This window comes from Pandoraea sp. SD6-2 (genome assembly GCF_000389825.1).
GTDB classification, from domain to species: domain Bacteria; phylum Pseudomonadota; class Gammaproteobacteria; order Burkholderiales; family Burkholderiaceae; genus Pandoraea; species Pandoraea communis.
The window spans coordinates 109754-135207 of record NZ_KB944457.1 but is presented as its reverse complement, the minus strand read 5'-3'; the positions used below and the strand labels follow the sequence as shown (position 1 = coordinate 135207).

General features: G+C 62.5%; 24 protein-coding genes and 1 tRNA gene. 14 read left to right on the top strand and 11 right to left on the bottom strand.

The features are described from left to right. Window positions 1-154: 154 nt before the first annotated feature. Window positions 155-230, bottom strand: a tRNA-Asn gene (locus C266_RS23835). A 104-nt stretch (window positions 231-334) separates the two neighbouring features. Then, the gene (gene fdxA / locus C266_RS23830; RefSeq protein WP_010805257.1) at window positions 335-658 is read right to left on the bottom strand and encodes a ferredoxin FdxA; all 324 of its coding nucleotides are present in this window, start codon (window positions 656-658) and stop codon (window positions 335-337) included. Between the two features lie 259 nt (window positions 659-917). Between fdxA and pncB the strand changes: the two genes are divergently transcribed. The 5 genes from pncB to rmuC all read left to right on the top strand — a co-directional run bounded on the left by pncB (window position 918) and on the right by rmuC (window position 7253). Then, entirely contained in the window at window positions 918-2111 is a 1194-nt protein-coding gene (pncB, locus tag C266_RS23825) for a nicotinate phosphoribosyltransferase (RefSeq protein WP_010805256.1), read from the top strand. 206 nt (window positions 2112-2317) lie between these two features. Continuing rightward, window positions 2318-2980, top strand: a complete 663-nt coding sequence (locus C266_RS23820; RefSeq protein WP_010805255.1) for a lactate utilization protein C — start codon at window positions 2318-2320, stop codon at window positions 2978-2980. A 247-nt stretch (window positions 2981-3227) separates the two neighbouring features. Further along, window positions 3228-4646 carry a sodium:proton antiporter gene (locus C266_RS23815; protein ID WP_010805254.1) on the top strand — a complete coding sequence of 473 codons (1419 nt, stop codon included), beginning with the start codon at window positions 3228-3230 and terminating at the stop codon, window positions 4644-4646. Between the two features lie 38 nt (window positions 4647-4684). After that, a complete protein-coding gene (locus C266_RS23810) occupies window positions 4685-5677 on the top strand; it encodes a D-glycerate dehydrogenase (protein ID WP_036664404.1) in 993 nt (330 codons plus the stop codon). 109 nt (window positions 5678-5786) lie between these two features. Then, on the top strand, window positions 5787-7253 hold the full coding sequence (gene rmuC, locus C266_RS23805) for a DNA recombination protein RmuC (RefSeq protein ID WP_010805252.1): 1467 nt from the start codon (window positions 5787-5789) through the stop codon (window positions 7251-7253). Window positions 7254-7289: 36 nt separating this feature from the next. Here the strand turns inward: rmuC and C266_RS23800 are convergent, their stop codons facing one another. The 7 genes from C266_RS23800 to C266_RS23770 all read right to left on the bottom strand — a co-directional run bounded on the left by C266_RS23800 (window position 7290) and on the right by C266_RS23770 (window position 15875). Next, window positions 7290-7775, bottom strand: a complete 486-nt coding sequence (locus tag C266_RS23800; protein ID WP_010805251.1) for a GNAT family N-acetyltransferase — start codon at window positions 7773-7775, stop codon at window positions 7290-7292. 73 nt (window positions 7776-7848) lie between these two features. Beyond that, window positions 7849-8133, bottom strand: a complete 285-nt coding sequence (locus C266_RS23795; protein WP_010805250.1) for a hypothetical protein — start codon at window positions 8131-8133, stop codon at window positions 7849-7851. A 107-nt stretch (window positions 8134-8240) separates the two neighbouring features. Next, window positions 8241-9524, bottom strand: a complete 1284-nt coding sequence (gene glp / locus C266_RS23790) for a gephyrin-like molybdotransferase Glp (protein ID WP_010805249.1) — start codon at window positions 9522-9524, stop codon at window positions 8241-8243. A 72-nt stretch (window positions 9525-9596) separates the two neighbouring features. Continuing rightward, on the bottom strand, window positions 9597-10232 hold the full coding sequence (gene mobA, locus C266_RS23785; RefSeq protein WP_010805248.1) for a molybdenum cofactor guanylyltransferase MobA: 636 nt from the start codon (window positions 10230-10232) through the stop codon (window positions 9597-9599). A gap of 38 nt (window positions 10233-10270) precedes the next feature. Continuing rightward, window positions 10271-11155, bottom strand: coding sequence for a hypothetical protein (locus C266_RS23780; RefSeq protein WP_144265914.1), 885 nt, complete (start codon window positions 11153-11155; stop codon window positions 10271-10273). Window positions 11156-11220: 65 nt separating this feature from the next. Beyond that, window positions 11221-12348, bottom strand: a complete 1128-nt coding sequence (moaA, locus tag C266_RS23775) for a GTP 3',8-cyclase MoaA (RefSeq protein WP_010805246.1) — start codon at window positions 12346-12348, stop codon at window positions 11221-11223. Between the two features lie 299 nt (window positions 12349-12647). Next, window positions 12648-15875 carry an Rne/Rng family ribonuclease gene (locus C266_RS23770; RefSeq protein ID WP_010805245.1) on the bottom strand — a complete coding sequence of 1076 codons (3228 nt, stop codon included), beginning with the start codon at window positions 15873-15875 and terminating at the stop codon, window positions 12648-12650. 621 nt (window positions 15876-16496) lie between these two features. Between C266_RS23770 and C266_RS23765 the strand changes: the two genes are divergently transcribed. From C266_RS23765 to C266_RS23750, 4 genes are all read left to right on the top strand, one after another. Continuing rightward, complete coding sequence (locus tag C266_RS23765; protein ID WP_036664299.1) at window positions 16497-17501, top strand: RluA family pseudouridine synthase; 1005 nt, start codon at window positions 16497-16499, stop codon at window positions 17499-17501. Continuing rightward, window positions 17488-18150 carry an HAD family hydrolase gene (locus tag C266_RS23760; protein WP_010805243.1) on the top strand — a complete coding sequence of 221 codons (663 nt, stop codon included), beginning with the start codon at window positions 17488-17490 and terminating at the stop codon, window positions 18148-18150. The genes C266_RS23765 and C266_RS23760 overlap by 14 nt, the downstream gene beginning before the upstream one ends. Beyond that, complete coding sequence (locus C266_RS23755) at window positions 18147-18560, top strand: Rieske 2Fe-2S domain-containing protein (RefSeq protein ID WP_010805242.1); 414 nt, start codon at window positions 18147-18149, stop codon at window positions 18558-18560. Before C266_RS23760 ends, C266_RS23755 begins: the two co-directional genes overlap by 4 nt. A gap of 62 nt (window positions 18561-18622) precedes the next feature. Then, a complete protein-coding gene (locus tag C266_RS23750) occupies window positions 18623-19672 on the top strand; it encodes a S49 family peptidase (RefSeq protein ID WP_010805241.1) in 1050 nt (349 codons plus the stop codon). An 83-nt stretch (window positions 19673-19755) separates the two neighbouring features. Here the strand turns inward: C266_RS23750 and C266_RS23745 are convergent, their stop codons facing one another. Then, entirely contained in the window at window positions 19756-20472 is a 717-nt protein-coding gene (locus C266_RS23745; protein ID WP_010805240.1) for an SAM-dependent methyltransferase, read from the bottom strand. Further along, a complete protein-coding gene (locus C266_RS23740) occupies window positions 20469-21089 on the bottom strand; it encodes a Maf-like protein (RefSeq protein ID WP_010805239.1) in 621 nt (206 codons plus the stop codon). The genes C266_RS23745 and C266_RS23740 overlap by 4 nt, the downstream gene beginning before the upstream one ends. 175 nt (window positions 21090-21264) lie before the next feature. Here C266_RS23740 and C266_RS23735 point away from each other — a divergent pair, with 175 nt between their 5' ends. From C266_RS23735 to fabD, 5 genes are all read left to right on the top strand, one after another. Continuing rightward, window positions 21265-21867 (top strand): DUF177 domain-containing protein, encoded by a 603-nt coding sequence (locus C266_RS23735; RefSeq protein WP_010805238.1) that lies wholly within the window; start codon window positions 21265-21267, stop codon window positions 21865-21867. Between the two features lie 128 nt (window positions 21868-21995). Further along, window positions 21996-22175: a 50S ribosomal protein L32 gene (rpmF, locus tag C266_RS23730; RefSeq protein ID WP_010805237.1), complete on the top strand. Its 180-nt coding sequence runs from the start codon at window positions 21996-21998 to the stop codon at window positions 22173-22175. Between the two features lie 120 nt (window positions 22176-22295). After that, complete coding sequence (plsX, locus tag C266_RS23725) at window positions 22296-23348, top strand: phosphate acyltransferase PlsX (RefSeq protein WP_051126555.1); 1053 nt, start codon at window positions 22296-22298, stop codon at window positions 23346-23348. 38 nt (window positions 23349-23386) lie between these two features. Further along, window positions 23387-24376 (top strand): beta-ketoacyl-ACP synthase III, encoded by a 990-nt coding sequence (locus C266_RS23720; protein ID WP_010805235.1) that lies wholly within the window; start codon window positions 23387-23389, stop codon window positions 24374-24376. A 143-nt stretch (window positions 24377-24519) separates the two neighbouring features. Beyond that, window positions 24520-25449, top strand: a complete 930-nt coding sequence (gene fabD / locus C266_RS23715) for an ACP S-malonyltransferase (protein ID WP_010805234.1) — start codon at window positions 24520-24522, stop codon at window positions 25447-25449. Window positions 25450-25454 lie beyond the last annotated feature (5 nt).

The window sequence follows — 25454 nt, the reverse complement described above, 5'->3', positions numbered from 1 at the left end:
CGACCTGGGCTCGAACCAGGGACCTACGGATTAACAGTCCGGCGCTCTACCAACTGAGCTATCGAGGATCAAACTCGTGTGTCATACATCGCTGTCGTGACGTATCGACTAAAACAAAAGCCCCGCGTGTGCGAGGCCATCGCTTCGGTATTCTTGGCTCCCCGACCTGGGCTCGAACCAGGGACCTACGGATTAACAGTCCGGCGCTCTACCAACTGAGCTATCGGGGATCAAAAGAGAAAGCGATTATAGAGGCGATTTTTGCACGCTGTCAACACCAGGCGCGCATTTTTTCTGCATCAAGGAGGCGAACTTCGCCACTAACGCTCGTGGTTCAGCGCTCAAGCAGATGCAGCTTCTCGGTGACGTCTTTCCACTGATCCGCGTCGGGCAGCGATGGCTTGGTCTTCGTGATGCTCGGCCAGTTCGGCGAGAGTTCTGCGTTGAGTGCGATGAAGGCTTGCTGATCGCCCGGCACGTCCTCTTCGGCATAAATGGCGTTCACCGGGCACTCGGCCACGCAGACGGCGCAATCGATGCACTCGTCCGGGTCGATTGCCAGGAAGTTCGGGCCTTCGCGGAAGCAGTCCACGGGGCAAACGTCCACACAGTCGGTGAATTTACATTTGATGCAGCTTTCGGTGACAACGTGCGTCATGCCAACTCCAGAGTAGGGCGCGAAACGGCTTCGAACGGCCGTTAAAACGCGTATTGTAACGCAGCCCGCCGCAGCAGGGGCGAGAGCCGAAATGCGGCCGGAGCAAGGCGTCCCGCCATTGCGCAATCCGCGGGGATACCATGGGTGACACCGCTTTGCGGTACGATGTTTGCTGTTCCCGTGCGCTGCCGAATGGACCATTGGCCGATCGGTCGTGTTCGCTGCTTTCTCGTGAGTGCTCCTTCCCGAGCCTGTCGTCATGATCATCACCTCGCTGCTCGATACCGATCTCTACAAGTTCACGATGATGCAGGTGGTGCTGCATCATTTTCCTGCTGCGCAGGTGGAGTACCGCTTCAAGTGCCGTACCGAAGGTGTCGACCTGACACCCTATGTCGAAGAAATTCGAGACGAGATCCGGTTGCTGTGCGGATTGCGCTTTACCGAGTCGGAATTGGGTTATCTCGGTGCGATGCGCTTCATCAAGAGCGATTTCGTCGACTTTCTCGACCTGTTCCATCTGAACGAGAAGTACATCACGGTGCAGCCGTCGACGAAGGGCAACGGTGAGATCGACATCACGATTCGCGGCCCTTGGCTACACACGATCCTGTTTGAGATCCCGGTACTCGCGATCGTCAACGAAGTGTATTTCCGCAATACGCAGCGCACGCCGGCGTATCAGGAAGGCCGTCTACGGTTGCGCGACAAGATCTGCATGCTTGCCGAGCGCGTGGATTATCGCGAGTGCAAGATCGCCGATTACGGTACGCGCCGCCGCTTCTCGAAGGAGTGGCACGAGGAGGTGATTCTCACGTTGCGCGACGAACTGGGTGAACAGTTCGCAGGCACGAGCAACGTGTATTACGCGTCGAAGCTCGGCCTTACGCCGCTCGGCACGATGGCGCATGAGTATCTTCAGGCGTGTCAGGCGCTCGGCCCCCGTCTGCGCGATTCGCAGATCTTCGGCTTCGAGACCTGGGCGAAGGAGTACCGTGGCGATCTGGGTATTGCACTCTCGGATGTGTACGGCATGTCTGCCTTCCTGCGCGACTTCGACATGTATTTCTGCAAGCTCTTCGACGGGGCGCGCCACGATTCGGGCGATCCGTTTGCGTGGGGCGAACGACTGCTGGAGCACTATGCGCAGAACCGTGTCGATGCGCGTACCAAGACGATGATCTTCTCGGACGGTCTCGATATTCCGAAGGTCCTTCAGCTTTTCGAGCGGTTTCGCGATCGCTGCAAACTGGCGTTCGGTGTGGGAACGAACCTCACGAACGACCTTGGCTATCAACCGCTGCAGATCGTCATCAAGATGGTGCGCTGCAACGGCCAGCCGGTGGCAAAGCTGTCGGATTCGCCGGGCAAGAACATGTGCGACGACGATGCGTATCTGGCCTATCTGCGTCAGGTTTTCGAGATCGCGCCGGAACCGGCGGCCCATGCCTGACGCTGCGTAACGCGTTGATTCGTACTAGCGGCCGTGTTGTCCGAACGACGGGACAGACCATTCCGATAATGTGCGAACGTCCGTCGTGCGGGCTGGGGCAGCCGCTATAATTGCGCATCGCCCGCCGGACTTGCACCGGCGGCTTCGAGAGACGATAAGTGACGATGCCGGCGGCAGACCGCGCGTCGGCTTCACAAGGACAGCCCATGGATACCTCCGACGCCCGCAATCGCATCTTTGCCCGCATTCGTCACGCACAGCATCGTCCCGATGTGGCGCGCGCAAACGAGCAGGCTGCGGCCGAGGAATATCTGGCGCGGCATCCGCAAGGGCCGCGTCCGGCACTGTCCGCCAATCTCATTGCCACGTTCATTGGCAAGGCGGAAGCGCTGTCGACCACGATCACGCGCGTGCCGGGCATGAGCGATGTCCCCGCTGCCGCCGCGACCTATCTGCAGGCCAACGGTCTCACCATGCAGGCCGTCGCGTGGCCGACGTTGCGTGAACTCGATTGGACGGGGGCAGGCTGCCAAGTGACATTCCGCAAGCCGCATGGCGACGATCTGGTGGGCATCACGGGGTGCTTTTGTGCCATTGCAGAGACCGGGGCGCTGATGATGATGTCCGGGCCGGAAACGTTTGCTTCGGCCACGCTGCTGCCCGAGACTCACATCGCCATCGTGCCTGCCCCGCGCATTGTCGCCGGCCATGAAGACGGTTTCGCCCTCATGCGCAGCGAGCAAGGTCAACTCTCGCGTGCGACCAATTTCATTGCCGGACCTTCGCGTACCGCCGATATCGAACAAACATTGGTGTTGGGCGCTCATGGTCCCTACCGCGTTCATCTCATCATCGTCGACGGCGCCTGACGCGGGACACGCACCCGCCACGTCTGGCGACGCCAGTCCGATACCGACAGTCGCCACCCGCCGCGCAGGCTTCGACTCGCGGCGGCGCGCCGTCCTTCGAGAATCAACTGAGGACTTGGGTCTTCGGTTTGCCGGGTGGTACGTAGATTTTGTATGGGAAATCTCCCAAGCTGGTGTTGCTTGGGGCACTCGGCCGCTAACGTCGACTCGTAAGGAGTTGACCATCAATCAACAGGAACCATAAACAATGCTTAAGCGGATTTGGGGCGCCCTGATTGCGGCGGGGCTGGCATTGGCGAGTCCTGCGGCGTTTGCTGCGGGACCGGACGGCGCACAACTCGTCGCCTGGTGGGGCGTGCCGTTTGCAGGGCTGTTGCTCTCGATCGCGCTCGGGCCGTTGCTCGTGCCCGCGTTCTGGCATCACCACTTCGGCAAGATTGCGGCGTTCTGGGGCGCAGCGTTTCTGCTGCCCTTCGCGCTCGTGTTCGGCGCCGGTGCCGCGTGGCACGGCGCGGTGCATGCCGTGGTCGCGGAATTCATCCCATTCGTCGTACTGCTCACGGCGCTGTTCACGACGGCCGGCGGCATTTGTGTTCACGGCAAACTGCGAGGCGGGGCGTGGCTCAACACCGGGCTGCTGACGCTGGGTACGGTGCTGGCGAGCATCATGGGGACGACGGGCGCGGCCATGCTGCTGATTCGTCCGCTCATCCGCGCGAACGACAATCGCAAGCACAACGTGCACGTTGTGGTGTTCTTCATTTTCCTCGTAGCGAATGCCGGGGGCTCGCTCACACCGCTGGGCGATCCGCCGCTCTTCCTCGGCTTCCTGCAAGGGGTGGATTTCTTCTGGACGGCCGCTTACCTCTGGCCCGAGACGCTGTTCATCTGCGCTGTGCTGCTGGGGCTGTTCTTCTTGATCGACAGCTATTACTTCCGCCAGAAGGACGAGCGTCAGGTCGAAGCACAGGACCCGGCATCGCATGTCGAGCCGCTGCGACTCGAGGGCAAGCGCAATTTCGTACTGCTCGCCGCCGCCGTGGGGCTGGTGCTGATGAGCGGGATCTGGAAGCCGGGCGTCGAGTTCGACGTCTTCGGGACGCCTGTCGCACTGCAAAACATCGCGCGTGACGTGGGATTGATCGTAGTGACGTTGATGTCGCTGGCGATAACACCGCGCACGGCGCGTAAAGGCAACGACTTCAACTGGGAGCCGATGAAGGAAGTCGCCAAGCTGTTCGCTGGCATCTTCCTGACGATCATTCCGGTGGTGGCCATCTTGCGTGCGGGCGAAGCCGGCGCACTCGGCTGGGTGATCCGTCTGGTGACTGGGCCGGACGGTGCGCCGGACAACGTCATGTATTTCTGGGCGACGGGTTTGCTCTCGTCATTCCTTGATAATGCGCCGACGTATCTGGTGTTCTTCAATACAGCAGGCGGCGACGCGGCAACGCTGATGACTTCCGGAGCGGCCACGCTGGCGGCGATTTCGGCGGGGGCGGTGTTCATGGGTGCCAACACCTACATCGGCAATGCACCGAACTTCATGGTGAAGGCCATCGCTGAGCAACGCGGCGTTCGCATGCCGAGCTTCTTTGGTTATATGCTGTGGTCGGGCGCGATTCTGCTGCCGCTGTTCGTCGTGACGACCCTGATATTCTTCTGAGCCGCGACATTGCCACGCGGTCAACCTCTGCGAGACAACTGGTGAAACCGAAGATCCTGGTAGCCCGAGCTATTTTTCCTGATGTCATCGAGCGTCTGGCGCAGTATTTCGATGTCGAGCGCAACGACACCGACACGGTGTATTCGCCTGACGAACTGCGCGCGCGTCTGGCCGACAAGGCTGGCGCCATCACCACGGCGAGTGAGCGCATCGATGCGTCGGTGCTCGCCGGTGCGCCGCATCTGCGTGTGGTGGCCAATATGGCGGTGGGCTACAACAACTTCGATATCGACGCCATGACCGCCGCCGGCGTCATGGCGACGAACACCCCCGACGTTCTCAACGAGACGACAGCCGACTTTGGCTGGGCCTTGTTGATGGCAACGGCGCGTCGTGTGACCGAGTCGGAGCGCTGGCTGCGCGAAGGACATTGGGATAAGTGGGCCTACGACATGTTCCTGGGCGCGGACGTGCATGGCAGCACGCTGGGCATCATCGGCATGGGACGCATCGGACAAGCCATTGCGCGCCGTGCGATGGGGTTCAACATGCGCGTGGTGTATCACAATCGCTCGCGTCTCGATGCCGCGACGGAAGCGGCCTGCAAGGCAAGCTACGTGGACAAGGACACACTGCTGCGCACGGCGGATCACGTCATCCTGGTGTTGCCGTATTCGGCCGCGACACATCACACGATCGGCGCGGCGGAGCTGGCCACCATGAAACCGACAGCCACGCTGGTCAATCTGGCGCGGGGCGGCATTGTCGACGATGCCGCACTCGCCGCAGCCCTTACGAACCGGCAGATTGCGGCGGCGGGGCTCGATGTCTTCGAGGGGGAGCCGAAGGTGCATCCCGACTTGCTGAAGGTGTCGAATATCGTGCTGACGCCGCATATCGCAAGTGCATCGGCGGCAACGCGTCGTGGTATGGCGAGTCTGGCGGCCGACAATCTGATTGCGGCGCTGGGATTCGGCGCGGCGGCGGGCAAACCGCCGTGTCTGCTGAATCCCGCGGCACGCAAGTCATAACGCGCCGCCACAGCAGTCGTCATGATCGTTACGATCGTCATGGCCAACTACGGCATACGGTAAGTTCTGGAAGCAGGATCGGCAGGCGTCAACGGGAGGTCGCAACGCGATGGTGGAGATGGTGTTGGTAGCGCTTGCAGCGCTGAATCTGTTGGTGATGATTGCGATTGCGGTGAAGGTTTGGCAGCGCAATGGCGATACGTCGCTGCGCGAGACACTCGTTGGCTCGCTCACTCAGGTGCGGGACGACTTGTTGCAAGCGGCCGATCGTAGTGAGCGCGGGCTGCGTCAGGAGTTCGCGGAAATCGCGCGCGCCGGACGCGGCGAACAGAGCGCGCAAATGGCGCAATTCCAGCAGACGCTGGCGGCGCAAATGACCAGCGTGGCCACGGTACAGAACAATCAGATCGATGGCTTTGCGCAGCAACTGGCGAAGCTGACCGAGTCCAACGCGGCACAGCTTGAGGCGGTGCGCCAGAGTCTGGTGCTCAATGGACAGCAGATGCGAGAGGAGCAGACGTCGGCGCTACGTCGCTTCGGCGACGCCCAGCATCAGCAACTCACGCAACTCGCGGAAGGCAACGAGCGTCGGCTGGCGGAAGTGCGCGCTACGCTCGAGCAGAAGCTCAAGGACATCGAGGTCAACAACGCGACCAAGCTCGAAGAGATGCGCCGCACCGTCGACGAGAAGCTGCATGCCACGCTGGAACAGCGGCTCGGCGAGTCGTTCAAGCTGGTTTCGGATCGTCTGGAGCAAGTGCATCGCGGTTTGGGCGAGATGCAGACGCTCGCCGCCGGTGTGGGCGATCTGAAGCGCGTGCTGACCAACGTGAAGACGCGAGGCATCTGGGGGGAAGTGCAGTTGCAGGCATTGCTCGAACAATTGCTGACACCCGATCAGTTCGCCAAGAACGTGGCGACCAAGCCGGGCAGTGCCGAGCGGGTGGAATTCGCGATTGCGCTGCCGGGACAGAGCAGCGACAGCAACACACCGGTCTGGTTGCCCATCGACGCGAAGTTTCCGCGTGAGGACTACGAGCGTCTGCTCGACGCGCAGGAGCGCGCGGACCCGGTGGCTGTGGAAGAGGCATCGAAGGCGTTGGAGACCCGCATCCGTCTGGAAGCGAAGACCATCGCCGACAAGTATCTCGCCCCACCGCACACGACCGACTTTGCGCTGCTGTTCCTGCCGACGGAAGGGCTCTACGCCGAAGTGCTGCGGCGTCCGGGGCTCTCGGATCTGCTGCAACGCGAGTATCGTGTGACCGTGGCGGGCCCGACAACATTGACCGCTCTGCTCAACAGTCTGCAGATGGGCTTCCGCACGCTTGCCATCGAACGTCGTTCCAGCGAAGTCTGGCAGGTGCTTGGCGCGGTGAAGACCGAATTTACCAAGTTCGGCGACGTACTTGCCAAGACCAAAGCGCAACTGGAGACGGTGACTCGCTCCATCGACAAGGCGGAGGTGCGCACGCGCGCGATGGCGCGTCAGCTCAAGGCCGTGGAGGCGCTGCCCGGTGAGCAGGCCGTCGAACTGCTGGGTGCGGAGTTGGAGAATGACGAAGAAGAGGCGTGAGCGGCAGAGCGCTCACGCCGGCGGCGGCCGAGATGCTTATTCGCCGCCCTTGGCGAAACGGTCGAGCGCCTCGCCCGTCATGCGCACCACGCGCCAATCGGGCAACACCGTCGCGCCTTGCGACGCGTAGAAGTCGATAGCTGGCTGATTCCAGTCGAGTACCGTCCATTCGAAGCGTCCGCATTGCCGTTCTACGGCAATGCGGGCGAGTTGGCGTAGCAACGCCTGTCCTACACCTTTGCCGCGTACGGATGGCTGTACGTAGACGTCTTCGAGGTACAGACCGCGCCGGCCGAGAAACGTCGAGAAGTTGTGGAAGTACAGTGCGTAGCCGACCGCATTGCCGTCCCATTCCGCCATAAGGCACTCAGCCGCCGGAGCGTTCCCAAACAACGCTTCGTGCACGCTATCAGGCGTGGCTTCGAAAATATCGAGCAACTTCTCGTAGACAGCCAGTTCGCGCATCAGGTGGTAGATCGCGCCGACATCATCGGCGGTGGCTGCACGCAGGGTCAGGGACATGGGAGCAAAAGAATGAGAGGCGGGGCTGTCTCCGGCAAAATACGCCGAATGTCAGCCACCGCAGGTGCGAGAATCAGTATTCTTCTTCGGGGACGTCGCTCAGCGCGACTTCGATGCCGCCAAATCGTTCAGCCACCCAGTTGTAGGCGTGACAGGCGATCCAGAGCAGCACGAAGCCGACGATGGCGTTGAGGATCAGCGCCGAAATGAACGCGAGGCCCGGCAGGTCGCCATAGCGGATGAATGCCGCCAGGAAGGCGAGCAGCACCAGCGGAATACTGAAAGTGAGATAGACCAGCACCAGCGCTTTGGCCGTCTGGCCGGGACTGATGTAGGTGATCTGTTTTTTCGTTGTCATTGACGTGTGTGCTTTTGGTTTGTTGCCGTCATCGTCGAAGCGCCAACGCCGGCGATATAGTGCTATTTCGTTGCTTCGGTTTTTGGGTATCGGGAGCGGTGTTCGCGCTAAACCAGTCCGTCGAACACAATGACGTCGACCAGTTCGCCTGCCGCCACGTCGCCGCGTGCGGCGCCCAGCGCGACGAAGCAGTTGGCTTCGCTCATCGTGCGCAGAATGCCGGCGCTTTGCGCATCGGCGACCGTGACCTGCCAGCGGCCCTGTGCGTCGGCGGCGAGAATACCGCGCAGGAAGTCGGTGCGGCCGGGACGTTTGGCAATGGCCGTTGTCGTTGGTACGGGCAAGCTCGGTGTGGCTTGCGGCTCGGCCCCCATCAGTGCGAACAGACCATCGCGAACCAGGTGATAGAACGACGCCATCACGGCTGCCGGATTACCCGGCAGCCCGAAGAGCAGCGCGCGTTGACCGTCGCTCTCGAGTTCGCCGAAAGCGAACGGGCGGCCCGGGCGCATCGCCATCTTCCAGAACACCACGTTGCCAAGGCGCGTCATCATCTCGCGCGTGAAATCGGCTTCGCCGACGGAGACCCCGCCTGACGTAATGACGGCATCGGCCTCGCGGCAAGCGGTGCGCAGCGTGTCTTCAATCGCCTGCGGATCGTCCCGTACCACACCCAGATCGAGCACTTCGACACCCAGCCGTTGCAGCATGCCAAAGAGCGTGTAGCGGTTGCTGTCGTACAGATTGCCCGGTGCGAGCGGTTCGCCGACAGAGCGGAGTTCGTCGCCCGTCGAGAAGAACGCCACGCGAATGCGACGGCGTACGGGCACTTCGGCAATCCCCAGCGACGCGAGCAGCCCGAGGGCCGCCGGGCGCAGACGTTTGCCGGCATGCAACGCCGCATGGCCTGTGCTCAGATCTTCACCGACATGGCGCACATGGCGACCAGCGGTGACGGCATTGGCTGCAAAGGAGATAACTTCGGTGTCGCCTTCGCGACGTACCTGTTCCTGAGGAATGACGGTGTCGCATCCGGCGGGCAACAGCGCACCGGTCATGATGCGCACGCATTCCCCCGGTGCCGCCACGCCATCGAACGGATGGCCGGCGAAAGAGCGGCCTGCCACGCGCAGGCGCACCTCGCCGCCAGCGGCCAGCGCGCTGCCGGCGAAGGCATAACCATCCATGGCGGCATTGTCGAAAGCGGGGACGTCGAGCGGCGAAATGACATCGCGCCCGAGTACGCGGCCCAGTGCACTGCGTACGGCGACCTGCTCGATGGCCGACACCGGACGCGCGGTGCGCACAATGATGGCACGCGCCAATTCGACCGGCATGTCGTTGGGGTCGTAGTCCGGCAAGCCGGCCAAGGCGTCGTCTAGTGTTGTCATCGGTGTGGCGTCGTCATCCGGCACGTATCCGGCATGAATCCCGTAAAAGCGGTGGCGACGGATCTGACCGCGTCAGTGCCCGGATTTGTCAGGGGCGCGCGGTGTATCGGTATGGAGGTCGTCCAGCGTGTTGACATTGTAAAACGGACGCTCGTCGCCGAAGTGAACTTGTACGGCCTTGTGGCGTGCCAGCCACGCTCGCACGCGATGCTCTCCGGCCGCCAGTGTGGCAGCCAGATCGTCTGCCAGCGAGCGGTGCAAAAGGGCGAATACCGGATGTGGGCCCTGCGCGGTGGCGGCATACGCGGCCAGTGATGGCGTGGCTGCACCGGAGTGCGACGCGCTTAGCGCAGCGGTCAGTCGTTCGCCGAGGTCCAGGGGAAGATAGGGGGCGTCGCATGGTGCGGTGAGAACGTAGTCCGTACGCGCGGCCCGCAGTCCGGCCAGCATGCCGGCGAGCGGTCCCGCGAAGTCCTGGGTCTCGTCGCTGATGACTGCCGCGCCGAGGTCCGCATAGGCATCGCGATTCCGATTTGCGCTGATGAGTAACGTCCCGACCTGCGGTTGCAGCCGTTCGACGGCATGTGCGGCAAGCGGCCGGCCGCCGAAAATCTGCAAACCCTTGTCACGCCCGCCCATGCGTTGCCCGCGTCCGCCTGCAAGAATCAGGCCGGTGATGGCATTGCGGGGAATCGGCGTGGCGGTCATGGACGTGGGTTCCTGCTCCGTGGGCGCGAGGTGATTTCCTAGGATCGGTTCAGCCCGATGACGCGGCCGTTTGCATCGAACCAGACAGCGCCGTCACCCAGCATCACGCCCTGATCGCGGGCGAACATCAACCGAGGTACCGCAGCGCCAATGGTGCGAACGTAACTGTCGGTGAAGATTTCGTTATAACGCGCGAGCAGCGACTTCGGGTTCCGAAGGATCAATGTCTTGCCGCGCAGCGACACGTGCAGCGGATAACGGATCAATTGTGCGACGACATCGCGACGGTCGTCGAGTACGCCTTTGCGGAACTGTGTCGCCGCCCGGTTGACGGTTTCATCGTCGCTCACGCCAGCAATGCCGTAGAGATGGCCGATCTTGCCGCTCTGGATGCTCGAGAGCGTCAGTTCGAACGGCATCGACCGGCCGGTGCGCAGATCCTTCCATTGACCGGAAATGGCCTCGCAGGCGGGGGACGCACCGCGTTGGCGATTGACGTCGTCGCTGGAGGAGAACTCGCCTTCGAAAGTGGCGCGCGGCATGCCGCCCGCGTCAAATTCGGTCAGATGCAGGCGAGACTTGGCTTCCAGTTTCCCCGTGAGATACGTATCGCTTTGCGACGAGGCGTTGGCATAGCGGCCTTCGAGTTTGCCGCCCGATGTGGGGCGCAACACCAGCCGCAACGGATTGCGCTCGCCAAGCTGACCGCTGTAGGTCATCAAATGGTTCGCAATGTCGCGATCGGATGGGTCGCAATCGGCTCGCGCGACCGATGGTGCAAAAGCGCTCAGCAGCAACGTCAGGGTGCTCAGACCTGCGACGATCAGACGCCGGGCCTGGAGACGTACGCCAAGATGTGACGTGCGTTGGGGGGCCAGCAGAGAGTCTCGAACGTGGTGAGCGTCCGGGGCAAGAGGAATCATGAGTCGAGAAGGAATTCGATAGTTCGAAAGCGTGCGGATGACCGAACGGGCGATGCCCTGGACGTTTAACCGCCGATGTAGGACATCTCCACTTTCGGTGGTGTGTTTTCGGGCAGGCCGGTGGCCGCCGTACGTAATGCTGAGTACCGGTCGGTGCGACCCCGCCAGATGTCGCCGATGACGGTCGAGATCTGCGCGTCGCTCGCGCCGTTGCGCAGCAACGTGCGCAAGTCGTACCCGGCGCTGGCGAACAGACACAGGTACAACTTGCCTTCCGTAGACAGGCGTGCCCGGGAACAAGTGCCGCAAAAAGCGCGCGTGACCGACGAAATGACACCAACTTCGCCGCCGCCATCGCGATATCGCCAGCGCTGCGCGGTCTCGCCGGGGTAATTCGGTTCGAGCGGCTCGACCGGCAGGGCTTCGTCGACTCGGGCGATGACGCTTGCCGACGGCAGCACGTCGTCCATGCGCCAGCCGTTCGATGTGCCCACATCCATGTACTCGATGAAACGCAACACCACGCCGCTGCCGTGGAAATGCCGCGCCATGGGCACGATTTCGGTGTCGTTGGTGCCGCGTTTGACGACCATATTGACTTTCACCGGGCCGAGTCCGACGTGCTGCGCTTGCGCGATGCCTTCAAGCACGTTGGCGACCGGGAAGTCGACATCGTTCATTTGCCGGAAGATCGTATCGTCGAGACTGTCCAGGCTGACGGTCACCCGCGTGAGTCCCGCGTCCTTGAGCGATTGTGCCCGGCGCGCGAGCAGCGACCCATTGGTCGTGAGCGTGATGTCGAGCGGTTTGCCCGACGGGGTGCGCAGGCGAGCCAGCATCTCGATCAGACGCTCGATGTGCTTGCGCAGCAGCGGTTCGCCACCGGTCAGACGCAGCTTCTCGACACCATGGTCAACAAACAGGCGCGCGGCACGCTCGATTTCTTCGAAAGACAGCAGGGAAGCGTGCGGAAGGAAGGTGTAGTCCTTGTCGAACACGTCCTTCGGCATGCAATACACGCAGCGGAAGTTGCAACGATCGGTCACCGAGATGCGCAGGTCGTGCAACGGCCGTGCCAGCGCATCTTCGAGATGGCCGGTGGCTGCGCGCACTTGTGCGGGAACCTGCGGGGAGTGCGTCGCATACCGCGCGTCGCTACGCAGATCGGTGAGTCGGATGATCGTTTCAGTCATGGTGGGGCCTTAGCTTGCGTCCCCATTCTAACGAATTGGCTCGTTGGCCGCCGATGCCAGCCATTCGGACATTGGATATCGGTACCAGAGCGTTCATTGGGGACGTCAAGCCCGTACGACGTCACAAGATACGGGCAGGGCCGGGAAGGCACAAGTCGGGACAACGCGGAGTTGCGGGAGAAAGGCAATCCCCATCAGCAAAAAAGGAGGCCGAAGCCTCCTTTTCTGATGTGTCACATCACGTTGGGCGGCGCCTTGCCATGAGGCGCGAGCCGCCCGAACGTGATACGCGGCACACGTTATGCCACATGATCCGACGGGGTGCGTGTTTCCACCTGCTCCATCGGGCCGCTGTTGACCGGCGTGGCCGGACGGCGCTCGCGCCGCACTTGCGGTGCCGGTGCCGTTTGCGCTGCGGCTTCCTTGGCGGCGCGGTGCTTGTCGGCGTCCGTGTGGACCCAGACGAGACCGGCGCTTGCCAGCGTCGATTCCAGTGCGCCGCGTTCCAGCGCCGGCGCGACGGCCGCAGGAGCCGGTTGCCGCGTCACGACTTCCGTAACAACCGCAGCGGCTTCCGGCGCGATCGGCGCGACCGGCGCGGCTTGCACCGGCTTTACCGTTTCGACCATCTCCACCGGCGTGGCCGGTGCAGCGGCTTCGACAGGTGCCGTCGGCGCGGGGCTAACGTCTGCCGGGGCGTTGGCCGTGGCTGCCGTGGCGGCGATTTCGGTCAATGCCTCGGCGGGAACCGTGGGCTGAGCCGGGCTCGGCGTTGCGGCGGGCAGCGGTGCGTTAACCGGCGGAACCACCGGCGCGGCGGCCACTTCTGCGGCGGGCAGCGGTGCTGCATTGACCGGGGCGATCGGCTCGGCGATCACATGGACCGGGACTTCCGGCGTTGCGGCCGGTGCTGCGGCAGCCGGGGCTTCCGCTTGTTCGGCGTGAACCTGCACCGGGGCGGGCGTCGGTTCGACTTGCTCGGCAGGTGCCGGCGCGGCCGCGATGCTCGCCGGGATTGCCGGTGCTGCCGCGCGGACCAGTGCATCGGTCGCTGCGTTTTCGCTGGCTTCGTCCGTCAGCATCGGGGCGCGAACGCCTTCGATACCTTCAGACGTCGAGCCTTCGGCGTGTTCGCCGTCGGCATGCTGTTGCTGCTCGTTGGCTTCGCGCTCACGACGACCGCCGCGGCGGCCGCGACGACGGCTGCGACGACGCTCCTCACCGCCTTGCTCGCCTTCTTCGCCTGCCGAGACCGTTGCACCGTCTTCGACTTGCGCCGTCAGACGATCCTGCTCGAGGTCTTCATGCTCGGCGACGAGCGGTGCGGCAGCTTGTGCAACACGTTGCGGTGCCGCTTGCTGGCCATCCGTGCCTTCCGGCTGACGACGTTCGCGGCGCTCGTTGCGGTCACGGCGGCTACCGCGCTCGCGGCCTTCGCGCGACTCACGACCCTCTTCGGTGCGCACGTCCTGTGCCGGCTGACGCTGGGCATCGTCGCGCTCACGCTTGTCACGACCCTCCTGACGCTCATTGCGGTCACCACGTTCGTTACGCTCGTTGCGTTCACCACGCTCGGCACGTTCTGCACGTTCCGGACGTGCGCCGCGACCTTCACGGGCCTCGCGTGCCGGTTGACCCGCGTTGTCCTTGCCCGACTTGTTGTCGTCGCGGGCATTGCCACGACGATTGCGGTTCTGCTGATGCGGACGGTCATGACGCTCACGCGGCGGGCGTGCGGTCGGCTTGGCTGGCTCTTCGGCCTTGACCGGTGTCGGTGCGGCCGGCTCAAGACCCAGCAGGCGCTTGACGAAGCCGATGAAACCACCGCTGCGCGCGGGGGCGGCGGCGGCCGGTGCCGTGGCAGCGACAGGTTCCGGACGCGGTTGCGCGGCGGGCGCCGGTTGCTCGGGCGTAATGCCCTTGACGGCGGCTTCCTGGCGCGGACGCACGTCTTCCTTCTTCTTGCTGTAACCCGCCGGATCGTCTTCCAGTGCACGCGCGGCTTCCTCGGCGAGCGCGTAGCTGGCCTTCGGCGCATCCAGACGCGGATCGTCGAAGCGCAGGCGTTCGAGCTTGTAATGCGGCGTTTCGAGATGCTTGTTCGGGATCAGCAGCACGCCAACCTTGAAGCGCGCTTCGATCTTGTTGATTTCCTGACGCTTTTCGTTGAGCAGGAAGGCGGAGACCTCGACCGGCACCTGGCAGTGGATAGCTGCCGTGTGCTCCTTCATGGCCTCTTCCTGGATGATGCGCAGGACTTGCAGCGACGACGATTCGGCGTCACGGATGTGGCCGGTGCCGTTGCAGCGCGGGCAGGTCACGTGCGTGCCTTCCGAGAGCGACGGACGCAGGCGCTGACGCGACAGTTCCATCAGGCCGAAACGCGAGATCTTGCCCATCTGGACGCGGGCACGGTCGTGCTTGAGCGCGTCCTTCACCCGTTGTTCGACTTCGCGCTGGCTCTTGGCAGACTCCATGTCGATGAAGTCGATCACGATCAGGCCACCCAGGTCGCGCAGACGCAACTGGCGCGCAACTTCGTCGGCAGCTTCCAGGTTGGTGCGAAGGGCCGTTTCCTCGATGTCGGCACCCTTGGTGGCGCGCGCCGAGTTGACGTCGATCGAGACCAGCGCTTCGGTGTGATCGATCACGATCGCGCCACCCGAGGGCAGCGGCACCTGACGCGAATACGCCGTTTCGATCTGATGTTCGATCTGGAAACGCGAGAACAGCGGCACATCGTCGCGATACTGCTTCACGCGGTTCAGGTGATCGGGCATGACCACTTGCATGAAGTTACGTGCCTGTTCGGCAATTTCTTCCGTATCGATGAGAATTTCACCGATGTCAGGCTGGAAGTAGTCGCGGATGGCGCGAATGACGAGGCTCGACTCGAGATAGATCAGCGCCGAGTCGCGTGGCAGTTCGATGTTGGCGGCGGCGCTTTCGACGGCGTGCCAGAGTTGCAGCAGATAGTTCAGGTCCCACTGCAGTTCTTCGGCCGAGCGGCCGATGCCTGCGGTGCGGGCGATGATGCTCATGCCTTCCGGCAGTTCGAGCTGCGCCATCGTTTCGCGCAGTTCCTGACGGTCTTCGCCCTCGATGCGGCGCGACACGCCACCGCCACGCGGGTTGTTCGGCATCAGCACGAGGTAACGGCCTGCCAGCGAAATGAACGTAGTGAGGGCTGCGCCCTTGTTGCCACGCTCTTCCTTTTCGACCTGAACGATGAGTTCCTGGCCTTCTGAGAGGGCGTCCTGAATGCGCGCATTGCGCACATCGGCACCTTCGCGGAAGTACGCGCGGGCGACTTCCTTGAACGGCAGGAAGCCGTGGCGGCCCTCACCGTAGTTGACGAAGCAGGCTTCGAGAGAGGGTTCGATACGGGTGATGACACCCTTGTAGATATTGCCTTTGCGTTGTTCGCGGCCGGCCGTCTCGATATCGATGTCGATGAGTTTCTGCCCATCGACAATTGCCACGCGCAGTTCTTCCTGCTGCGTGGCGTTGAACAACATGCGTTTCATGAAAACGACTCCCACCCGCCGCAGTTGCCAATGCGCAGTGCGTCGGGCACGTATCACTCGAGTTATCCAACACGCGAGGTTCGAGCCGGGAGTGGAAGAATTGCCGGGGGGTCCGGGCGATGAGGCCCACGGACGCAAAGGCGCCTGCAAATACGTTATCGCGCTCACCCGGAACCGCCGAGACACCGGAAAATTCCGGCCCAGCGCAGATCACTTCGGGCTTGCAGTCCTTACCAGGAGAAACTGGACGAGAAATTTCATCAGCATTTTCTCGGGGCGCCTGCCGACACTTATTCTTCTTGTGACGGCGCCTCACTATGACTATGTGCGCGAACAATATTCACAAAGCGATCAGCTCGGGCAATGGAGCCCGGGCTGATCGCCAAAAAATTCTATAACCACCAACTCTATCCGCGTCCCGCGCGCTGCGACCGAAGCGGCCTATGGGCCCACTTCCTGCCGACGCTGCGTGACGTGCGTGCGCTCGCTGCTCCAGGGTCACCGGACGAGCAGCCTGCCCGGGGTGCAAGTAAAATACCGTTTTGGGGTATGCACCGACAGAGGTGGGGATTTGGCATGATTCCCGCTACCGCCACCTCTGTTGGGCAAATTATATTCATAATGAATGAGTTAGGCAAAAGTCGGCAGAAAATGGTTTCGCCGGCACCCACGCCGCAGGTTCGGCTCGTCGAGGTTGACGACGGCTCGGCCGGCCAGCGAATCGATAATTTCCTCCTGCGCGAATGCAAAGGCGTCCCGAAAAGCCACGTTTATCGCATATTGCGTAGTGGTGAAGTGCGCGTAAATAAAGGGCGTATAGACGCTTCCTATCGACTCGTTCTTGGCGATATTGTCAGAATTCCGCCTGTTCGCGTCGCGGTGCCTGCCGCCGAAATCCCGGCCCATGTTCCCGCCGCCACCTTCCCGGTGCTGTTCGAAGACGATTACCTGATGGCGATCGACAAGCCCGCCGGCGTTGCCGTGCATGGCGGCAGCGGGGTGTCGTTCGGCGTTATCGAGCAGTTGCGCCGGGCGTTGCCGCACCTGAAGTTTCTCGAACTGGTGCACCGTCTGGACCGTGAAACGTCCGGCATTCTGCTGCTCGCAAAAAAGCGGGCGGCGCTTGTCGGCATGCACGAGCAGATTCGCCACAACCGGATGGACAAGCGTTATCTGGCGTGTGTCACAGGCGAATGGCGCGATCGCCAACGTGCGGTCAAGGCACCGCTGTATAAGTACGTGACGGCGGAAGGAGAGCGCCGCGTGCGCGTGCAGGAAGACGGGCAGGTCTCGCATACCGTATTTCGCATGGTGGAATCTCTGCCGCCTTATACGTTACTGGAAGCGGAACTGAAAACGGGGCGAACCCATCAGATCCGAGTTCACCTGGCGCATTGCGGTACGCCGATTGTCGGCGACGACAAGTACGGCGACTTTACGCTGAACAAGACACTCGCCCGTCCCGGTGCCCGGCCCGGAATCAAGCGGATGTTCCTGCATGCATGGCGGCTGAAGTTCACTCACCCTGTGTTGGACACGCCAATTGCGTTGCAGGCAGCGTTACCGCCAGAATGTGAGCAATTCCTGAATCAACTTCGAGGCGCTTCCGCCGATGCCAAGCCCTGAGTTTGACCTGGTCGTTTTCGACTGGGATGGGACGTTGATGGACTCGACGCCCACGATTACCCGTTGCATCCAGGCGGCCTGCCGCGATCTGGGGCTGCCTGTGCCGTCCGATGAGGTGGCGAGTCACGTGATCGGCCTTGGTCTGCGCGATGCGCTGCAAATGGCCGTGCCGTCTCTCGACCCGGCCCACTACCCGCGTTTGTCGGAGCGCTATCGCTTTCACTATTTGATAGGCGACAAGGAGACCGTGCTGTTTCCCGGCATTCGCGAACTGCTCGACGAATTGCGTTCGCGGGGGCGTTTCCTCGCCGTGGCGACGGGCAAGTCGCGTGTCGGCCTGAATCGCGCGCTTGAGGCCGCGGGCCTGATGCGGATGTTCGATGCGACCCGTTGTGCCGATGAGACATTTTCGAAGCCGCATCCGGCGATGCTGCAGGAACTCACGCGTGAGCTCGGTCAGGACCTTAGCCGCACGGTCATGATCGGTGACACCACGCACGATCTACAGATGGCGCGTAGCGCCGGAACGGCGGGCGTAGCCGTAGCTTACGGCGGGGCACATCCGCGCGAACAACTGGTGGCGCTGGAGCCCGCGTATTGCGCGGGGAGCGTGATCGAGCTGCGCGACTGGCTGCTGGAGCGCGTGTGAGCGAGCCGGTGCCGCTGCCGATTTGTCCGGGCTCCGTACTTGAGGACGGCGGTCGAGGTGTGCGTTTCGAGGTGCTCGTCTGCGGTCGCCGTACGCCTGCGTTCGTCGTTCGGTACGGCGGGCAGGTCTACGGCTATCTCAATCAGTGCGCGCATGTGCCGATGGAACTCGACTGGTCGGAGGGGCAGTTCTTCGAGGCGTCCGGCTTATACTTGATGTGCGCGACGCACGGCGCGACGTATGAACCCGATACCGGGCACTGCGTCGGCGGCCCGTGCCGTGGTGGCGCCTTGCAGCCCGTGCGTGTCGAAGAGCGGCCCGCCATGCAGGACGGGGGCGGCGATGTTCATACGACCGTTGTCTGGTGGCCTGATGCGTACATCGAGGCGCCGGAGTCCTCGGCGCCCTGACAGCGCAGCATCCCGATGCCGATCGCATCTTTCGCCTTTTACCCAAGTTCTCTGGATAACGTATGGCCGACTCCCTGCCGCCCGATTCGTCCCGCACCGAACCCGGTTTCCCGCTGCCAGGCGGGCGTCCGCCGTCTGGCGGCGGTGCCGCGCGCGATCCCCATGAGGTGAAGCCGTGGGAGCGCGAAATGCTGGAAAAGGTGTTGATGGCCGGCATTCGCGAGCAACGCGCAGCACGTCGCTGGAAGATATTCTTCCGGTTGTCGCTGCTGGCGATCCTCGCGCTTATCGTCTGGTCGATCTTTGATTTCGATGGCGGCACGACGTCGGTCGGTGCAAGCTCAGGCAAGCACACGGCACTCGTGACATTGAGCGGTGAAATTTCGCCCGACGGTCAGGCGAGTGCCCAGAAAATCAACACGGCGCTCGAGTCGGCTTTCGAAGATTCGTCGGCCGCAGGGGTGATCCTGCGTATCAATAGTCCGGGCGGCAGCCCCGTTCAGGCCGGCATGATCTACGACGACATCGCGCGGCTGCGGGCGAAATACCCGAAGAAGCCGCTTTATGTCGTAGTCGAGGAGATTTGCGCCTCGGGCGGCTATTACGTCGCAGCGGCGGCCGACAAGATTTACGTCGACAAGGCGAGTATTGTCGGCTCCATTGGCGTGCTGATGGACGGTTTCGGCTTCACCGGGCTGATGGACAAGCTCGGGATCGAGCGGCGCTTGCTGACGGCCGGCCGTAATAAAGGCATCCTCGATCCGTTCTCGCCGCAGAACGATCAGCAAAAGACGTATGCCCTCGACATGCTGGAGCAGGTTCATCAGCAGTTCATCGGTGCCGTAAAGAAGGGGCGCGGCAATCGCCTGAAGGATGACCCGGACCTGTTCAGTGGTTTGTTCTGGACTGGCCAGCGTTCCATTGAACTCGGGCTGGCAGACGGTCTCGGAACGGTCGACTCGGTCGCCCGCGACGTGCTCAAGGCCCCCGATCTCGTCGACTACACCGTCAAGGAGAACCTGCCCGAGCGTGTGGCGCGGCGCTTCGGCGCGGCCCTTGGCACGGCGGCCATGAAAACGATGATGATGGGCTCGACCCTGTCGTTGAAGTAACGCTGGCGGCGTGCGAAAAGACAAAACCCCACGGAAAGTCAGATTTCCGTGGGGTTTGTGATTTTTGCGTGGGATGTTGGGCGCTACTGGCCTAAAAACAGAAAAATCGCTGGCCGTTTGTGCAGGTCGATGCTCGTCTGAGGCCATCCCTTGATTCGATGGGTCACGATCTGCTCGGCCTCCTGCGTGACATCGACGGCTACGCAAAGCAGGGTGGAGGCGTCGCAATTCTGTAGCAGGGCGTCGAGCATGGCCTTGTTGCGATAGGGTGTCTCAATAAAGATCTGCGTCTGTTTTTCCTTGCGCGAGCGCTGTTCGAGTTCGCGCAGCCGCTTGGCACGCTCGGCGGGGTCGGTCGGCAGATAGCCATGGAACGCGAAGCTCTGCCCGTTCAGGCCGCTGGCCATCAACGCGAGAAGAATCGAACTCGGCCCGACGAACGGCACCACCTGCACGCCTTTCTCGTGCGCGCGCCGCACCAGCAGCGCACCGGGGTCCGCCACGGCCGGACAACCCGCTTCGGACACAAGGCCGCCATCTTTGCCGGCGAGAATCGGTGCGAGGAGGGCATCGATGGCCGCCTCCGGCGTATTGACGTTCAGCTCGCGGATATCGATTTCCTGAATCGGCGTGCTCACGCCAGCCAGCTTCAGGAATGCCCGCGTGCTCTTGGCTTGTTCGCCGACGAAATACTTCAGGCCGGCGGTAACCGCGCGAACCTCTTCGGGGAGCACTGCCGGCAGACCGCCGCGGGTGTTCGCCCCCAGCGTATTCGGGATCAGATACAAGGTGCCGCTCATGCTGACGTTCCCGTCGTGCCGGGGCCGGGCAGCGAGATGCCGGCGTGCATCAGCAGGGTTGTCAACGCGATCAGCGGCAGGCCGATAAGGGCGGTCGGATCGTCGTTTTCGATGGTTTCGAGCAGCATGATGCCGAGTCCTTCGGACTTGGCGCTGCCGGCGCAGTCGTAGGGCGTTTCGGCGTGAAGGTAGGCGGCGAGTACATCGTCGGGCAGGTTGCGGAACTTCACTCGTGTCACGACGTCGGTAGCTTGGCTCTGAGCGCTGCGGGCGTCGTATACGCACAGGGCCGAGTGAAACTCGACCACCTTGCCGCGCATGTCGCGCAACTGGGCCATGGCGTTCTCGAAATTGCCGGGTTTGCCGATCTGCCGGCCTTCGAAGGTGGCTACCTGATCCGAGCCGATGACGACGGCACCCGGCTGGCGGGCGGCGACGGCCTCGGCCTTCTGGCGAGCCAGGCGCAGCGAGGTGTCATGCGGCGTTTCGCCGGGGGCGGGGGTTTCGTCGATGTCCGGGACGTCGACCGAAAACGGCAGGCGCAGGCGCTCGAGCAGTTCACGGCGATAGCGCGATCCGGAGGCCAGGATCAGCGGTGGCAGGGGCTGTGCGGTCATCGGGTTTAAGTGTTTGACGAGAAACGAAAAACTATTTAGAATTCACGGCTTTTGCAATCTGGCGCTCGGTCCCGCCAGTCTGCGCGACATCGGTTCGAACGCCCGGAAATGGCGTCAGATCAAGGCGCTGCGGGTGGCAGGGGACGTTAATGCGCTCAGATGCGCCAAGGCAAGGATGAGCGTGATGAACGAATATATCGTCGATCTGTTCGAATTCGCGCGTACCGGCCGGGTGGCGGAAGGTGACGTGCAACTTGCGGCGTTGCCGCGCATGGTAACCGAAGTGCCTGCCGAAGTCTCGGCATCGGGGCGCGCAGACGGCGTATTCCACTGGCGTGCCGAAGGTGCCGAAAAACAGGTGCTGCGCGCGGATGGGAAGCCCAAGGTGGCCCAGTTCCTGACGCTCTCGGTGCAGGGCCCGATGTGGCTCGAGTGCCAGCGGTGCCTCACGCCGTACCAGGAGCCGCTCGATTCGGAAACGACTTTCGAGATTGTGCGCGATGACGCTGAGGCGGAAGGTCGCCCCCTCGACGAAGACGAACTCGAGGCGCTGGTGGGTTCCAAACATTTCGATTTGCGTGAGCTGATCGAAGAAGAATTGTTGTTGGCTTTGCCGATCGTGCCGAAACATGAGGTTTGTCCGAGTGTGCACGAGAGCCTGGCCACGGGTGAGGATGGATTGGCTGAGCCGGTCCCAGAGCCCGAAGAAGAGGATAAGCCGTCTCCGTTCGCGGCGCTGGCAGCGCTCAAGCGCTCGCCGGACAAGGGCGGAAAGTAATGTGCGGCCGGGTTTCCGGCTCACCAAAGTACATGTTTGCGTTAGTCGCACAGGTCGGGCCGACAGGCCGACACCGTAGGGCGGCGCTCGAACTGTGTTAAAATTTCGCGATATTTTGAGGAGTTATCATGGCCGTTCAACAGAACAAGAAGTCGCCGTCGAAGCGCGGCATGCACCGTTCGCACGATTTCCTGACCGCACCGGCAACCGCCGTCGAGCAGACGTCGGGTGAAACGCATCTGCGTCACCACATCACGCCGAACGGTTTCTACCGTGGTCGCAAGGTCATCAAGACCAAGAACGACTAAACTCGGCCCCGCAAGGCGAAACGCGCCCATCATGGCGCTGTTTGATCGTCCGATGTGGCAAAAGCGGCACTTATCCTGCCGCTTTTTTTGTTACCTGTACCGCAAGCCAATCACGTCGACATGACAGTCACCCTGACGATCGATTGTATGGGCGGGGATCACGGCCCATCGGTGACGGTGCCGGCCGCGGTTCACTTCGTGCAATCTACCGACGATGTCGAACTTGTGCTGGTCGGACAGCAGGAGATCATTAACGCGCAGCTCGCGAAGCTGCGTGTGACGGATCACCCGCGCCTGTCTGTGGTCAATGCGAGCGAAGTCGTCGCCATGGACGACTCCGTCGAGACCGCCCTGCGCAGGAAAAAAGACTCCTCGATGCGTGTGGCGCTCAATCTGGTCAAGGAAGCGCGTGCGCAAGCGTGCGTGTCCGCCGGTAATACCGGTGCGCTGATGGCCGTTTCGCGCTATGTGCTCAAGACGCTGCCGGGTATCGAGCGGCCCGCCATTGCCACCGTGTTGCCGAACCAGAAGGGCGGCTACACCACGATGCTCGATCTGGGCGCGAACGTGGACTGCGAGCCGACTCACCTGTTGCAATTCGCCGAGATGGGCCACGCACTCGTTGCGGCGGTCGATGGCAAGGACCGCCCGTCGATCGGTTTGCTCAACATCGGCGAAGAAGTCATCAAAGGCAACGACGTCATCAAGCAGGCCGGCGAGCTGCTGCGCGGCTCCACGCTGAACTTCTACGGCAACGTGGAAGGCAACGACATCTATCGCGGCACGACCGACATCGTCGTGTGCGACGGATTTGTCGGCAACGTCGCACTCAAGACCTCCGAAGGCCTGGCGCAAATGCTTGGTGACATGATCCGCGAAGAATTCACCCGTACCTGGTGGACAAAAGTGATCGCTGTCGTTGCGCTGCCGATTCTCACCCGCTTCAAGAACCGCGTCGATCATCGCCGTTACAACGGTGCCGCGTTGCTCGGATTGCGTGCGCTCGTTATCAAGAGCCACGGCTCGGCCGATGCCTACTCGTTTGAATGGGCCATCAAACGCGGCTATGATGCAGTTCGCAATGGTGTGCTGGACCGTCTGTCGCACGCCATGGAAGAGAATCAGACTCAGCTCCGGGACAACAAGCCGGCGAGCGCCATTCCGGCGCTCTGATGCCGGTGGCTGCTCTTGGCGCCCTAACCGATCATAAGATGACCCAGTCCGCGATTTATTCCCGTGTCGTCGGCACCGGCAGCTACCTGCCGGCGCGACGCGTGACCAATCAGCAGTTGGCCGACGAGCTTGCTACCCGCGGCATCGAGACGAGCGACGAGTGGATCGTTGCACGTACCGGTATCAAGGCGCGCCATTTCGCCGCCCCCGATCAGACGAGCAGCGATATGGCGGTGGAGGCCGCGAAGCGCGCGCTCGACATGGCCGGGCTGAACGCCGACCAGCTCGATCTGATTCTGGTCGCCACGTCGACGCCCGATTTTGTGTTTCCGAGTACCGCCTGCCTTGTGCAGCACAAGCTCGGCATCAAAAACGGTTGCCCGGCATTCGACATTCAGGCGGTCTGCTCCGGTTTCGTCTACGCCATGGCGATGGCCGACACCCTCATCCGCTCCGGTGCGTATCGCAACGTGCTCGTGATCGGTGCCGAAACGTTCTCGCGTATTCTCGATTTCAACGACCGTACGACGTGCGTGCTGTTTGGTGACGGCGCGGGCGCTGTCGTGCTGCAAGCTTCGAGCGAACCGGGCGTTCTGTCGACTGCGCTGCATGCGGACGGCAGCCACGCGAACATCCTGTGCGTGCCGGGTAATGTCAGCGGCGGTGCAGTGCAAGGCGAAGCGTTCCTCTATATGGATGGCCAGGCTGTGTTCAAGCTGGCCGTCAAAGTGCTGGAAAAGGTGGCCACCGAGGCCCTCGAAAAGGCAGGATTAGCGTCGTCGGCGATCGACTGGCTGATTCCGCACCAGGCCAATCTGCGCATCATGTCGAGCACGGCCCGCAAGCTGGGGCTCTCGGAAGAGAAGATGATCGTGACCGTCGACCAGCATGGCAATACGTCTGCCGCTTCGATTCCGCTCGCGCTTGACGTCGCGGTTCGCGACGGGCGTATCAAGCCGGGCCAGAACGTCATGATCGAAGGCGTGGGTGGTGGCTTTACATGGGGCGCAGTGCTGTTCCGCATGTAACCCCCCCTGGCGCGCTGGAGCGTCACGCGTATTCGAGGGTGTTCCGTTTGGGGCACAGCGCGTGGCGTCGCTTCTGCGTGCGTCATACAGGCGCGCGACAATGCGCCGCAATGTTTCTGAATCTGACTGCAAAACCAGGCGCTATGACATTCGCTTTCGTTTTCCCGGGACAAGGGTCCCAATCGGTGGGCATGCTGGACGCGTTCGCGGACAACGCGGTAGTGCGCGAGACGCTCGCCGAGGCTTCGGATGCCCTTGGGCAGGATATGGCCAAGCTGATCGCCACTGGCCCTGCCGAAGAACTCAACCTCACCACCAATACCCAGCCGGTGATGCTCACCGCCGCCTACGCGATGTACCGCGCGTGGCTGGCCGAGGGCGGTGCCAAACCCGCATTCGTGGCAGGCCACAGCCTGGGTGAATACACGGCGCTGGTCGCTGCCGGCGTGATTGCGTTCAAAGATGCTGTTCCGCTCGTGCGCTTTCGCGCGCAAGCCATGCAGGAAGCCGTGCCCGTCGGTCAAGGTGGCATGGCGGCCATTCTGGGGTTGGACGACGATACCGTGCGCAACGTCTGCGCAGAAGCGTCGGCAGCCGGGGTGGTCGAGGCCGTCAACTTCAACGCGCCGGCGCAAGTCGTGATCGCCGGTGCCAAGGCGGGCGTGGAGAAGGCTTGCGAACTGGCCAAGGCGGCTGGTGCGAAGCGTGCGCTCGTGCTGCCGGTCTCGGCGCCATTCCACTCGTCGCTGCTCAAGCCGGCGTCGGATCGTCTGCGTGAGTATCTGGCGAACGTGACGTTTAACGTGCCGCAGATCCCGCTCGTCAACAACGTGGATGTCGTTGTCGAAAACGACGTGGCACGCATCAAGGATGCGTTGGTGCGTCAGGCGGCGGCACCGGTGCGTTGGGTCGAGTCGGTGAAGTGGCTCGCGGCGCAAGGCGTGACGCAATTGATCGAGTGCGGTCCAGGCAAGGTGCTGACCGGCCTGACCAAGCGCATCGACGGCAATCTCACGGGGCTGGCGATCACCGATCCGGCGTCGCTCGCCGACGTGCGCGCCCAACTCTCGTAAGCAAT

Coding starts and splice junctions, on each gene's coding strand:
- fdxA (WP_010805257.1), bottom strand. CDS start 658: ATGACGCACGTTGTCACCGAAAGCTGCATCAAATGTAAATTCACCGAC.
- pncB (WP_010805256.1), top strand. CDS start 918: ATGATCATCACCTCGCTGCTCGATACCGATCTCTACAAGTTCACGATG.
- C266_RS23820 (WP_010805255.1), top strand. CDS start 2,318: ATGGATACCTCCGACGCCCGCAATCGCATCTTTGCCCGCATTCGTCAC.
- C266_RS23815 (WP_010805254.1), top strand. CDS start 3,228: ATGCTTAAGCGGATTTGGGGCGCCCTGATTGCGGCGGGGCTGGCATTG.
- rmuC (WP_010805252.1), top strand. CDS start 5,787: ATGGTGGAGATGGTGTTGGTAGCGCTTGCAGCGCTGAATCTGTTGGTG.
- C266_RS23800 (WP_010805251.1), bottom strand. CDS start 7,775: ATGTCCCTGACCCTGCGTGCAGCCACCGCCGATGATGTCGGCGCGATC.
- C266_RS23795 (WP_010805250.1), bottom strand. CDS start 8,133: ATGACAACGAAAAAACAGATCACCTACATCAGTCCCGGCCAGACGGCC.
- glp (WP_010805249.1), bottom strand. CDS start 9,524: ATGACAACACTAGACGACGCCTTGGCCGGCTTGCCGGACTACGACCCC.
- mobA (WP_010805248.1), bottom strand. CDS start 10,232: ATGACCGCCACGCCGATTCCCCGCAATGCCATCACCGGCCTGATTCTT.
- C266_RS23780 (WP_144265914.1), bottom strand. CDS start 11,155: ATGATTCCTCTTGCCCCGGACGCTCACCACGTTCGAGACTCTCTGCTG.
- moaA (WP_010805246.1), bottom strand. CDS start 12,348: ATGACTGAAACGATCATCCGACTCACCGATCTGCGTAGCGACGCGCGG.
- C266_RS23770 (WP_010805245.1), bottom strand. CDS start 15,875: ATGAAACGCATGTTGTTCAACGCCACGCAGCAGGAAGAACTGCGCGTG.
- C266_RS23765 (WP_036664299.1), top strand. CDS start 16,497: ATGAATGAGTTAGGCAAAAGTCGGCAGAAAATGGTTTCGCCGGCACCC.
- C266_RS23760 (WP_010805243.1), top strand. CDS start 17,488: ATGCCAAGCCCTGAGTTTGACCTGGTCGTTTTCGACTGGGATGGGACG.
- C266_RS23750 (WP_010805241.1), top strand. CDS start 18,623: ATGGCCGACTCCCTGCCGCCCGATTCGTCCCGCACCGAACCCGGTTTC.
- C266_RS23745 (WP_010805240.1), bottom strand. CDS start 20,472: ATGAGCGGCACCTTGTATCTGATCCCGAATACGCTGGGGGCGAACACC.
- C266_RS23740 (WP_010805239.1), bottom strand. CDS start 21,089: ATGACCGCACAGCCCCTGCCACCGCTGATCCTGGCCTCCGGATCGCGC.
- C266_RS23735 (WP_010805238.1), top strand. CDS start 21,265: ATGAGCGTGATGAACGAATATATCGTCGATCTGTTCGAATTCGCGCGT.
- rpmF (WP_010805237.1), top strand. CDS start 21,996: ATGGCCGTTCAACAGAACAAGAAGTCGCCGTCGAAGCGCGGCATGCAC.
- plsX (WP_051126555.1), top strand. CDS start 22,296: ATGACAGTCACCCTGACGATCGATTGTATGGGCGGGGATCACGGCCCA.
- C266_RS23720 (WP_010805235.1), top strand. CDS start 23,387: ATGACCCAGTCCGCGATTTATTCCCGTGTCGTCGGCACCGGCAGCTAC.
- fabD (WP_010805234.1), top strand. CDS start 24,520: ATGACATTCGCTTTCGTTTTCCCGGGACAAGGGTCCCAATCGGTGGGC.